Annotated in this window: 8 protein-coding genes; 5 read left to right on the top strand and 3 right to left on the bottom strand. The window is 68.9% G+C overall.

The annotated features are described in order from the left end of the window. Positions 1-118 precede the first annotated feature (118 nt). Positions 119-1327, top strand: coding sequence for a glycine C-acetyltransferase (kbl, locus tag KEG38_RS08070; RefSeq protein ID WP_272418507.1), 1209 nt, complete (start codon positions 119-121; stop codon positions 1325-1327). 85 nt (positions 1328-1412) lie between these two features. Here kbl and KEG38_RS08065 read toward each other — a convergent pair whose 3' ends face one another. The 3 genes from KEG38_RS08065 to KEG38_RS08055 all read right to left on the bottom strand — a co-directional run bounded on the left by KEG38_RS08065 (position 1413) and on the right by KEG38_RS08055 (position 5272). Beyond that, complete coding sequence (locus tag KEG38_RS08065) at positions 1413-2612, bottom strand: zinc-binding dehydrogenase (RefSeq protein ID WP_272418506.1); 1200 nt, start codon at positions 2610-2612, stop codon at positions 1413-1415. A gap of 71 nt (positions 2613-2683) precedes the next feature. Next, the gene (lepB, locus tag KEG38_RS08060) at positions 2684-4147 is read right to left on the bottom strand and encodes a signal peptidase I (protein ID WP_272418505.1); all 1464 of its coding nucleotides are present in this window, start codon (positions 4145-4147) and stop codon (positions 2684-2686) included. A gap of 60 nt (positions 4148-4207) precedes the next feature. Continuing rightward, positions 4208-5272: a hypothetical protein gene (locus tag KEG38_RS08055; protein ID WP_272418504.1), complete on the bottom strand. Its 1065-nt coding sequence runs from the start codon at positions 5270-5272 to the stop codon at positions 4208-4210. 158 nt (positions 5273-5430) lie between these two features. On the opposite strand from KEG38_RS08055, the gene KEG38_RS08050 reads away from it, so the two are divergent. The 4 genes from KEG38_RS08050 to KEG38_RS08035 all read left to right on the top strand — a co-directional run bounded on the left by KEG38_RS08050 (position 5431) and on the right by KEG38_RS08035 (position 12344). Next, positions 5431-6429 (top strand): NAD(P)H-dependent glycerol-3-phosphate dehydrogenase, encoded by a 999-nt coding sequence (locus KEG38_RS08050; protein WP_272418503.1) that lies wholly within the window; start codon positions 5431-5433, stop codon positions 6427-6429. An 84-nt stretch (positions 6430-6513) separates the two neighbouring features. Continuing rightward, on the top strand, positions 6514-7908 hold the full coding sequence (locus tag KEG38_RS08045) for a hypothetical protein (RefSeq protein WP_272418502.1): 1395 nt from the start codon (positions 6514-6516) through the stop codon (positions 7906-7908). An 86-nt stretch (positions 7909-7994) separates the two neighbouring features. Beyond that, entirely contained in the window at positions 7995-9911 is a 1917-nt protein-coding gene (locus KEG38_RS08040) for a sigma 54-interacting transcriptional regulator (RefSeq protein ID WP_272418501.1), read from the top strand. Then, on the top strand, positions 9912-12344 hold the full coding sequence (locus tag KEG38_RS08035) for an endonuclease MutS2 (RefSeq protein WP_272418500.1): 2433 nt from the start codon (positions 9912-9914) through the stop codon (positions 12342-12344). Positions 12345-12378 lie beyond the last annotated feature (34 nt).

The raw sequence follows: 12378 nt of genomic DNA, 5'->3' as shown, positions 1-12378 counted from the left end.
CTACCCGACGAGTGGCCGCGGTTGCGCGCTCCTGCGCGTGATTCGGGGAATGGCGCGATTCCGTGTGCGAGCCGCGGGCATCGACCACGAACGCCCCTCGATCTAGACTGCGCGCGCCATGTTCGACGTCGCGAAGTCCATCTACGCCCAAACCCTCAGCGAAATCCGTTCGGCCGGCCTCTACAAGGACGAGCGCGTCATCACGACGCCCCAGGGCGCGAACATCCGCACGACCGGCGGCCCCGCAGGCGCCGCGCCGCGCGAGGTTTTGAATTTCTGCGCGAACAACTACCTCGGCCTGTCCTCGCATCCCGCGGTCATCGAGGCGGCCAAACACGCCATCGACACGCACGGGTTCGGCCTCTCCAGCGTCCGCTTCATCTGCGGCACGCAGGACCTGCACAAGCAACTCGAAGGCACGATCAGCCGCTTCTTCGGCACCGACGACACGATCCTCTACTCGTCGTGCTTCGACGCAAACGGCGGCCTCTTCGAGACGCTGCTCGGCGAGGAAGACGCGATCATCTCCGACGCGCTGAACCACGCCTCGATCATCGACGGCATCCGTCTCTGCAAGGCCGAGCGCCACCGCTACACGAACGGCGACATGGCCGCGCTCGAGGACGCGCTGCGCAAGACGCAGGACAAGCGCATCCGCATGATCGCGACCGACGGCGTCTTCTCGATGGACGGCTACCTCGCGAAGCTCGACGTGATCTGCGATCTCGCGGACAAGTACCGCGCGATGGTGATGGTCGACGACTCGCACGCGACGGGCTTCATCGGCGCGACGGGCCGCGGCACGCCCGAGGAGTGCGGCGTCCTGCACCGCATCGACGTCATGACGTCCACGCTCGGCAAGGCCCTCGGCGGCGCGAGCGGCGGCTTCACCACGGGCCGGCGCGAGATCATCGACCTGCTCCGCCAGCGCTCGCGGCCGTACCTGTTCTCGAACACGGTCGCGCCGCCGATCGCGGGCGCATCGATCGCAGTCTTCGAGCTGCTCGAGCGCGAGCCCGCGCTGCGCGAGCGGCTGATGTCGAACGCGCGCCGCTTCCGCGAGGGCATGACGGCGGCGGGCTTCACCATCAAGCCGGGCATCCACCCGATCGTGCCGATCATGCTGGGCGACGCGCGCCTCGCGGGCGAGATGGCCGCGGCGATGCTGGAGGAAGGGATCTACGTGATCGGCTTCTCGTACCCGGTGGTGCCGAAGGGCGAGGCCCGCATCCGCGTGCAGCTCAGCGCCGCGCACACGCCCGAGCACGTGGAGCACGCGATCGAGGCGTTTACCCGCGTTGGCAAGAAGCTCGGCGTCCTGAGCTGAAAACGCGCCTCTCCACCCCTCTCCCGGGAACGGGAGAGGGGCTGGGGGTGAGGGTGTTTCGAGCTGGGGGTGAGGGTGTTTCGAATCAGTAGCGAATGACGACCTTGGGGTAGGTCGTGATCGCCTTCTGGAAGTCCGACGCGTCGTACTCCCGGAAGTCGAACATCGTCCCCTCGCCGCGCTTCAGGATGACCTCCCAGATGAGGTCGTGGATGTTCGGATCACGCGACTCCAGAAGATGCCGCGTGATGTGCCACGTCTCGAAGATCCGGCGGCCGATCACGCTGTGCAGGCTGATGCCGTCGACGATCAGCCGATCGAAGTTCTCGATCACCGCGTCGCCGCTCTTCAAGCCGAACAGGATCACGTCGCCGCCACGACGAACCGCGTGAATCGCGTTGTTCACGCTCGAGTTCACGCCGCTCATCTCGAGCGCCACGTCCACGCCGACGCCGTCCGTCAGCTTCCGGATGCGCTCCGTCAGCTCCGGATCGCTCTTGTGCGGTTTGTCCTTCGAACCGTTCTGCAACTGCGGCCGGAGCACCACGTCCGCGCCGAGCCGCCGCGCCATCTCCGCGTGGCTCTCCATCGGCTCGACGCCGATGATGTAGTTCGCGCCCATCGCCCGCGCGACCGCCACGGCGAACAGACCGATCGTCCCGCATCCGACGATCGCCACGCGCTTGCCGCGCAGGTTCACCTTCGTGCACGCGTGCACCGCGTTGCCGAACGGCTCCTGGATCGCCGCGACCTCCGGCCGGATCTTCGTGATGTCCGTCCGCCAGAGGTTTTTCGCGGGCAGCTTCACGAGCTCGGCGAAGCAGCCGTCCTCGCTGATGCCGATGATCTTGTCGTCGGCGCAAACGTGCGTGTCGCCGATGCGGCACTGGTAGCAAACGCCGCAGGGGATGTGGCTCTCCGTCGTCACCACGTCGCCCACTTCGAGCCCGTAATGCCGCTTCGCGTCCGTGCCGATCTCCACCACGCGGCCGAGCAGCTCGTGCCCGATCACGCGGGACGACTTCTTGTCGCGCTCGAGCGACTTGAAGATCATGTCCTTGAAGGCCGTGCGGAACCAGATGCCGCGATCCGAGCCGCAGAAGCCGGTCATGATGGGCTTGATGAGCACCATCGACCGATCGTGGTAGTCGCTCGCCTCGTCGATGCGCGGCCGCTCGACTTCGGTCTTTCGCAGGCCCGTGGTGTTGTCCCACGGATCGGTCTCGCGGTCGTACGTCAGGGCCTGCATCGCGTCGCTCACGTTGTGCGCCTCCTCGAAAGACACGTCGGCCAGTGTCGTCGCGGCACGCGACTGCGCAAGTCCCAAGGCGAGCGAACGCTGCTTGACGCAGCGGGCTAACGCAGCTTGCGACCCGGCGGCGGCGTCGTCTGTGAGACCGGCGGGCGCTCGCGCATGCACTTGTCGAGGCCTGCTTGCAGCGAAGCGTCGAGCCCGCCAGGGAGCTTCGGACGGCCCATCACGTTCACGAAGAGCCTGTCCTGCGCGATACCGCCGCCCGGCGCGAAGCTCATCCACACGAACATCGCGCGGCCCTTGATGTTCTCGAAAGGCACGCCCGCGCCCATCCCGCCGCGCCAGCTTCGCGAGTCGTGGCTGTTGTAGCGGTTGTCGCCCATCACCCACACCTCGTTCGCGCCCACCTTGAACGGGCCCTGGTGATGGCCGCAGATCCCCGCCTTGCACGACTGCCCGATCCCGCAGTCCTCTTGCCCTTTGCACACGGGTTCGTCGGGACCGTTCGGGTGCGTGTCGTCGTGCGCGAACAGCGTGAAGTACGACTTGTCCTCCAGGTACTCCACGTAGAGCCAGCCGTCGCTCCCGTACCGCCCGACGTAGCAGTGCGGCACGAGCCAGCCGTTGATGATCGGGCGGCCGTTGATCGCCTCCAGCGTGTCGCCGGGGGCCGCGATCACCCGCTTGATGAAGTCTTGCTCCTTGTTCTCCGGGAACTTGAAGACCATCACGTCCCCGCGCGTGGGCGGCAGGCTCGAGAAGAGCCGCTTCTCCGTCCACGGGATCAGCGGGCCGTAGGTCAGTTTGTTCACGAAGATGTGATCGCCGATCATCAGGCTCGGGATCATCGAGCCGCTCGGGATCTTGAACGCCTCGATCACGAACGCGCGCAGGATGAGCGCGACCGCCACGGCCACGCCGATCGACTCGGCGTACTCGCGCATCTCGCCTTTGCGCCAGCGCGACAGGTGCTCGCCGACCGCGCGGTCGGCCCGCGTGTGGGCCGCGTCGAACTCCGCGAGATCGAACGTCTCGGCGGTCATCACCTTCTCGAGGCCACGCAGCGCCTCCTCGAGGCGCTCGCGCTCGGCGGCCCGGAGACCCTTCTCCACCTCGCGCGTGTTCTGCTTGAGGATGCGCCGCGCCTCGTCGACGAGCGCTTGCGCCTCCTCGTACCGCGCCCGCGCTTGCGGCGGGACGTCCTTGCGCCCGATGCTGATCGCGCTCGAGAGCGGGAGCTCGTAGCGGTAGTGCCACGCGAGCATCGCGAAGATCGTGAAGAGCACGATGCCCGATGGAATCTGCTGATCCCCGACGAAGACGCGCAGGGCTCCGGCCGAGGCGTCCCCGGGTGCCGGGGTCAGAAGCCAGACGGCGAGGATGGCCAGGACAAACGGGAGCGTGACGATCCAGATCGCGTAGAAAAGTCCACGGAGCCAGGTCGGTCCGGCGCTGCCCGTGTTCGGCCGGGGCGAGGGAGACGGGTCGGATCCCTCCGTCGCGCCGCCTTCTTTGGCGAGGGCGGGCGAGCTCTCGGGAGACCGTTCTTCCGGCGTGGTTGCCAAGGGGGTAGCCTTTCTATACGCCGCCCTGGGGCAGGGCAAGGGCGAGAGGCGCCGCGTAGCTCAAGGTGCGGCCCCGACTTCGACCGCGTAACTCACGAGTGCGGCTCGGTCATCACCGGCCGCGCTGGGCGGAGCCGTCCTGCCGGCCGCCGCCGTGTTGTCGAAGACCACGTAGTACTGCCCGGCCGGCAGCGGCAGCGGTCTTCGCCACACCATGCCGCTCGTCACGGGCTCGTCCAGGACGGGGGGCGCGGGCGAAGGCCCGAGCGTCGCGTTCGTCGTGTACTGCTGCAACCACGCGTCACCCACCCCGCGATGCACGACGATCACGTCGACCGCGGGCGCGCCGTCGACCGCCACGCTGAGGTAGAGGGCCTGCCCCTTCCCCTTCACCTCGAAGGGCCCCGCGTAATCACGCTGGTTCTGATGCACCTCGACGCGCTCGTTCGTGAGCACGAGCCTTCCGTTGTCCGCGGTCTTGTACGGCGAACCCGGCCGCTTGCCCTTCTCGACGACGCCGAGGCCGAAGTCGACGCTGCCGTCGGCATCACGGATGACCGTGAATCCGCGACTGATCTCCTTCTTCAGGACAGCGCCGCCGACCTGATCGAGGAAGCCCTGCGTTGATCCGCCGGGCAGGCCGAAGGCGCCGGGCGCGGGCGGCTGCTCGACGAGGCGCGAGCTGAACGTCGTGGCGCTCGTCGCGTGCTCGCGGAAGTAGACGTACATCGTGCTGCCATCCATCAGGAAGTCGTGGTCGTACTCCACGGCCGCGCTCGCATCGAAGCCGATGCGCTTCGTGATGTTGGTCCAGGCATAGCCGTAGCCCCCGAACTGCAGGAAGAGGTTGCCCGAGGCGAGCTCCTGCGCGGCGCAGGAGAGCGGGAAGAAGCGACCCGTCGCGGGATCTTCCTCGCGCAGCTTGAGCGGCACGCTGCGCTTCTGCACTTCGCTACAGATCTGGCCGCGCGCGAACGAGAAGATGCCGCGGCGGAGCGTGAGGTTGCCCGGATCGTTCACGACGCCGGGCATCACCGCGAGCGACGTCTGGCCGCAGCTCGCGCCCACGAAGGAGAGCGCGAAAGCGACGGAGAGGAGGCGCGCTGTGACGGCACGGAAGGACATGGCGGGGGAGAATAGTGCATACGCCCGGCCTCGGGCAGGTTTGGGGCGCAGCTCGGCTTGTCCGAGCGGGAGCCCCAAGCGTTGCGGGGTTTGGGGCAGAGCTCGGCTTGTCCGAGCGCAGCCCCAAGCGTCGAAAGCGGTGATAGCGTTTTTGCCTCATGTCGAAGGTGGCAGTCCTCGGCGCGGGCGCGTGGGGCACGGCGCTCGCGAAGGTCCTCGCAGACAAACAAAACCCGACGTTCCTCTGGTCGCACCGCGAAGAGCTCGCGCTCCTCATCAACGAGCGACGCGTCAACGAGCGGTACCTGCCCTCGGCCCCGCTGCCGCCGACGCTGCGCGCGACCGGCGACCTCGAAGAAGCGCTCGCCGGCGCCGAGCTCGTCGTGCTCGTCGTGCCCTCGCACGCGATGCGCGAGGTCGTGAAGCTCGCGCGGCCGTACATCCCGAACCGCGCGCTCATCTGCAGCGCGACGAAGGGCATCGAGAACGACTCGCTCATGTTGATGAGCGAGGTGCTCGTCGACGAACTCGGGCGCGGCGTGGAGCCGCGGCTGTCGTATTTGTCGGGCCCGAGCTTCGCGAAGGAGGTCGCCGCGGGGCAACCGACGGCCGTCGTCGTCGCGGGCAAAAGCAACGACGAGACCGTCGCGGTGCAGCACGCGTTCGCCACGGAACGGCTGCGCGTCTATCAGTCGGACGACGTCGTCGGCGTGGAGGTCGGCGGGGCGCTGAAGAACGTGGTGGCCATCGCGGCGGGCGCCGCCGACGGGTTCGGCTTCGGGCACAATGCGCGCGCCGGCTTGATCACGCGTGGCCTCGCGGAGATCGCCCGCATCGCGATGGTCAAGGGCGGCAGTCCCCTCACGCTCGCGGGTCTCTCCGGGCTCGGCGACCTCGTGCTCACGTGCACCGGCGAGCTCTCGCGCAATCGAACCGTCGGCTACGAGATGGGGCGTGGGCGCACGCTCGACGACGTGCTCACGCACCTCGGCCACGTCGCCGAGGGCGTCAAGACCGCAAAGAGCGCCTACGATCTCGGGGTGAAGCTCGACGTCGACATGCCCATCACGACCGAGGTCTACCGCGTGCTCTACGAGCAAAAGCCCGCGCTCCAGGCGGTCGTGGACCTCATGAACCGGTCGCTGCGCAAGGAATGACGCGCCCGATCGCGCCTCGCCGACGCGGTCGACATTGCGCAGAAGAAGGCAGGAGAGCTGGAAAGGTGTAGACTCTCTGGCGCGATGCTACGTGCGCGTTGGTTCGCTCTCCTTGCTGCAGCTCTTTCCCTTGGCGTCGCCGCGACCGCCGCGGCGCAAAACCCGGTCCCGGATCCGTCCGGTCAGCCGCCGCCTCCGCAGCCCTTCCCGCTGCCGACGACGCTGCCCACGATCCCGGGCCTGCCGCCGCTCGTCCCGCAGCAGCCCGCGCCGCAGCCGGATCCGAACCAGCCGCAGCAGCCCCCGCAACAGCAGCCCACGCTCCCCGGCCTGCCCACGATCCCGGGCCTGCCGCCGCTCATCCCGCAGCAGCCCACGCAGCCGCAGCAACCCACGCAGCCGCAGCAAAACCCGTACGGTCAGCAGCCGTATGGCCAACAGCCGTATGGCCAACAGCCGTATGGGCAGCAACCTTATGGCCAGCAACCTTATGGGCAACAACCTTATGGGCAGCAACCGTATGGCCAGCAGCCCTGCGTGCAGCAGCCCTATGGCCCGCCCTGTCCGTCAGCGCAGCCCGTCGTCCCGCTCGTGCAGGATCGGACGAAGCTCGAGATGGGCTACCTCTACGGCGCCTCGATCGCCTGGGGCGTGACCACCGGCGTCTGGATCGATCTCGAAGCGGAAACGGAAAACCCCGGCCTCGCGCTCATCGCGCCCGCGCTCTTCGGCGCCGCCGCGCCGACCGCGATGTTCTTCCTCGACCGACCAAAGATGCCCCTCGGCCGCCCCTCCGCGATCGCCACCGGCATCATGCTCGGCTCGGGCGAGGCCGCGCTCATCTGGACGCGCCAGTACACCACCGCCAAGTCGGGCGAGGAGTGGGGCCCGAAGCAATATTTCCGCGCCCACGTCATCAGCTCGACCCTGGGCGGCGTCGGCGGCTTCCTCACGCATTACGGCCTCAAGTATCGCCCGCAGACGAGCATGTTCGTCGGCTCGGCGGCGCTCTGGGGCGCGATTGCGGGCGGCGCGTTCGGCGGCGGCGGCAGCAGCGGATCGTGGAGCGCGTGGGCCAACGACGGCGTCTTCCTCGGCGGCCTGATTGGCTACAACCTCGGCATGGTCGCGGCCGCGGGCGTCTCCGCGGTGTGGACGCCGTCGTGGAACCAGCTCGGGTGGATGTGGGGCGGCTTCGGCGCGGGCGCCGCCGTCTCTGCGCTCGTCTATCCGTTTTATGCGCTCTCGGACGACGCTGATCCGCGCAGCGGCCTGATCTTCCAGGGAGTCCTCTCCCTGCTCGGCGCGGCCGGCGGCGCGCTCATCGGCGCGCCCGAGTCCAAGAGCCAAACGACCCAGGCGCCCGCGACGACCATGGGCATCGGCAATCACCCCAAGTTCGCGCGCATCCTCGGCCCCTCCATCATGCCGGTTCAGGGCCCCGGCGCAGGTGTCTCGCTCGTCGGCGAGCTTTACTGAAGCCCGGCTCCGTAGCCGGGCCTCCCTACCTCGAACGGCGCGCCGGGGCCGACGCCCGCGGCAAAAGCGCTATCCTCCGGGTCCCCATGCCGACACTGAAGTACTTCGCCGCCCGCGGGGCGCCTCGGGTGTATGCCGTGCACAAGCCGGTCACGACGATCGGCAAGGCGCTCGGAAACGACGTCGCGCTCGCGGGGACGGGGCTCGCGGACCATCACGCGCAGATCTCCTTCGACGGTCGCGACTTCGTCCTCGAAGAGCTCGACCGTGACGGCGACATCCAGATCAACGGCAAGAAGAAGCGCCGCGCGCGCCTCGTCCACGGCGACCGCGTCACGCTCGGCAGCGTCGAGCTAGGCTTCTCGATGTTCTCCGAGGCCACGAAGGCACGGCAGGACGACGACGACCCGAGCGAGAAACGCGAGACGCCCGGCGTCTCGGCCGAGCTCGCGGGCGTGCGCAAGCTCTTCGCGTTCAGCGAGAAGCTCATCAACCGGCGCAGCGTCGACGAGCTGCTCGAAGCGATGCTCGACGACATCATCGAGCTCACGCACGCGGACAAGGGATTCCTCCTGCTCGTCGAGGGCGCCGAAGAAGCCGCGGATCCGGGCAAGGGCGCACGTCGCGAGGCCCAGGGCGAGGAGCGCAAGCTCGTGGTGCGCGCCTCGCGCAACGTGCGGCGCGAGGCGATCACGGATGCGCAGGGCTCGATCTCGGACAGCATCGCGCGGCAGGTCCTCGCCTCGGGGAGGTCGCTCATCGTCTCGGACGCGCTCGCGGACACGCAGTTCGGCCGCAGCGAGAGCGTCATCGCGATGAAGCTCTCCAGCGTCATGTGCGCGCCGCTGCTCTCGCAGGGCGAGGTGATCGGCGCGCTCTACGTCGGCAACGACAAGGTCAAGCACCTCTTCGATCGCACGCAGCTCGAGCTGCTCGGCATCTTCGCCTCGCAAGCGTCGCTGATCCTGCAGAACGCGATGCTCCTCAGCGCGCTCAGGGCCGACAAGGCGAAGCTCGAAGCGGAGCTCAAGGACAAGAAGTTCGGCGAGATCATCGGCGCGTGTCCGAGCATGCTCGAGGTCTTCCGCAAGCTCACGAAGGTGGCGGCAACGGACATCAGCGTGCTCATCACGGGCGAGACCGGGACGGGCAAGGAGCTCATCGCGCGCGAGATCCACAGGCGTTCGAACCGCGAGAACGGGCCGTTCGTCACGATCAACTGCGGCGCGATCCCGGAGAACCTCATCGAGAGCGAGCTCTTCGGCCACGTGAAGGGCGCGTTCACCGGCGCCATCGCGAGCCGGCCCGGCAAGTTCCAGGTCGCGGACAAAGGCACGCTCTTCCTCGACGAGATCGGCGAGCTGCCGCTGAACTTGCAGGTCAAACTGCTTCGCGCGCTGCAGGAGCGTGTCGTCTTCCGCGTCGGCGACTCGAAGCCGGAGAAGGTCGACATCCGCATCGTCGCCGCGACAAACCGGAACCTCGAAGAGGAGATCCGCGTGAGCCACTTCCGCGAGGACCTCTACTACCGGCTCAACGTCGTGAACCTGTGGCTCCCGCCCCTGCGCGAGCGCGGTGACGACGTGCTCATCATCGCGAAGGCGCTGCTCTCGAAGTACGCGGACGAGCTCGGGAGCTCGGTGCGCGGCTACAGCCCCGCGGCGCTCGCGGCGATCAAGAAATACGGCTGGCCCGGGAACATCCGGCAGCTCGAAAACCGCATCAAAAAGGCGCTCGTGCTCTGCGACAAGACGCTGCTCGGCCCCGAGGACCTCGATCTCGGTCCCGGCGCGGAGACCGCCATCTTGCCGCTCGAGAAAGCGAAAGAAGAATTCCAGCGCAGGTACGTCCTCGAAGTGCTGGAACGCAACAACGGGAACCGCACGCAGACCGCCCGCGACCTCGGCGTCGATCCACGCACCATCTTCCGGTACCTGGAGAAAGAGCAAAACCCGATGCCGAGCGGCGCGGGCGGCACGCCGCGGGATCCCTCCGAAGGCTGAATGGAAAGCACCGAAGCCCGGACCCTCGCCCACCCCTGTCCCGACAAAACGCGCGCCGATCTCGAGTGGGATCGGCTGCTCGCGGCGCTTGCCGATCGCGCGGCGAGCGAGGCGGGCAAGCGCATCGCCCGTGATCTCCCGTTCGCCTCGACGCACGAGGGCGTACGGATTGCGCTCGGCGAGGTGCAGGAAGCCGTCGATCTCGACCGCACCGCCGAGCCCTTGCCCGCGCCCGACGTGCCCTGGGTCGAGGCCGCGCTCGATCGCGCGCGCATCGGCGCGACCTTGGCGAACGAGGAGCTTCGCGCGGTGGGCCGTTGCCTCGCGGAGGCCGGCCGGCTGCGTCGTTTCCTCGCGGCGCGCAAGGCGCGCGTGCCGCTGCTCTTCCGCGCCTGCTCGACCGATCCGGGCCTCGACGCGCTCGAGCGCGAGGTGAGCTCCGCGTTCGATCCCGACGGCACGCTCTCCGATCGCGCTTCGCCGCGCCTCGCGGAGCTCCGCGGCGAGCGACGGAACCTGCGGGAACGCCTCGTCCGCAAGCTCGACGAGATCATGCGCAAGCACGCGGACATCCTGCAGGACACGTACTACACGGAGCGCGACGGACGGTACGTGCTGCCCGTGCGCGCCGACGCGCACGAGCGGTTCCCGGGGATCGTGCATGCGACGAGCGGGAGCGGCGCGACGCTCTTCGTCGAGCCGCGTGTCGTCGTCGACATGGGCAACCGCCTGAAGATGCTCGAGGCCCTCGTGCAGCACGAGGAGGAGCTCGTCTACGCGGCGCTCAGCGCGAAGATCGGCGGCGAGATCGATTCGGTCGCGGCCGCCGTCTTCGCCCTCGCACATGCGGACGTGCGCGCCGCGTCCGCGCGCCTCGCGAAGGATCTACGCTTCACGTTCCCCGAGGTGCCAGAGGCCGAATCCGTCGGGACGATCCGGCTCGTGGGCGCACGCCATCCGCTGCTCGCGCTCGACGGCGTCTCCGTTGTTCCGAGCGACCTCGGGATCACGGCAGGCCACGCGATGATCGTCTCGGGCCCGAACGCGGGCGGCAAGACGGTCGCGCTGAAGACGCTCGGCCTCGCCGCGCTCTGCGTCCGCGCGGGCCTGCCCGTGCCGGCCGAAGAAGGCTCGCGTGTCGACGTCTTCGAGGTCGTGCTCACGGACGTCGGCGACGATCAGAGCCTGCACAAGAACCTCTCCACATTCAGCGCGCACGTGCAGAACCTCGCGCACATCCTCGCGGACACGCGGCCCGGCGCGCTGGTACTGCTCGACGAACTCGCGGGCGGCACGGATCCGCGCGAGGGCGAGGCACTCGCATCCGCAGTGCTCGACTCGCTCTGCGCGCGCGGCGGCACCGTCGCGACGACGACCCACTACGAGGGCCTCAAGGCGCTCGCGCTCGCCGATCCGCGCTTCGAAAATGCCTCCGTCGGCTTCGACATCGCCACGATGAGCCCGACGTTCCGACTCTCGATGGGCATCCCCGGCGCGTCGAGCGCGCTCGCCGTGGCGCGACGCTTCGGCATCCCGGGCACCGTGCTCGAACGCGCCGATCGCTTCCTCTCGCGCGAGGCCGTGCGGTTCGAGGACATGGTCGCGAAGCTCCAGGCCGAGCGAAACGCGCTCGAGGTCGCGCGTACGTCGGCCGAGCGCGAGGCCGGAATCGCACGCGACAAGCAACGCGCGCTCGACGAGGAGCTCACGCGCCTCCGCGCCGAGGAGCGCCGCTACGTCACCGAGGCCGGCCGCGAGCTTTTGGAGTCGATCCGCAAGGCGCGGCAGGACATCCGCGACGCCCAGGTGCGCCTCCGAGCCAAGCCCACGGCCGAGGATCTGCGCGCCGCGGCCCGCGCGATCGACGCCGTCGCCCAGAAGACGAGCACCTTCGGCGAGCTCGAACCCGCTGGGCGTGACGAAGGTTTGTCCCGCGGAACCGTCGCGCCGGCCGAGATTCGCGTGGGCACGCGCGTCTACGTCCCGCGCCTGCGGGCCGAAGCCGACGTCGTCGAGGTCCTCGCGGGCGGCCAGCTCCGTGTCGCCGCCGGTCCGCTCAAGCTCACCACCTCGGTCGCCGAGGTACGCGCCGCCGACGGGGGTTCGTCCGAGAAAACCCGCGCGGGCGGCGGCAAAAAGCGCGTCGATCTCGACGCGGCCGCCGATCCCGACATCCCCATCCAGACGAGCGAAAACACCGTCGATCTCCGCGGCCTCCGCGCGCACGAGGCCGTCGGCATGGCCGAGCAGTTCCTCGATCGCTCCGTCGGCGCGGGCCGCCGCGTGGCTTTCCTGATCCACGGCCACGGCAAGGGGGCCCTGCGCGACGCCGTGCGGGACGCGATGCGCCAGAGCCCCTACGTCTCCCGCCTCCGCCCCGGCGAACCTCGCGAGGGCGGCGACGGCGTCACGGTCGTCTGGCTCCGCGCTTAGCGGGCCGGTTTCCTCCGCCGCCTCCGCCGCCGTC

Origin of the sequence: Polyangium jinanense (genome assembly GCF_028435265.1) — a bacterium.
In the GTDB taxonomy this organism is placed as follows: Bacteria; Myxococcota_A; Polyangia; order Polyangiales; family Polyangiaceae; genus Polyangium; species Polyangium jinanense.
The sequence above is the reverse complement of the archived record's forward strand: the minus strand, read 5'-3'. Positions and strand labels throughout refer to the sequence as shown.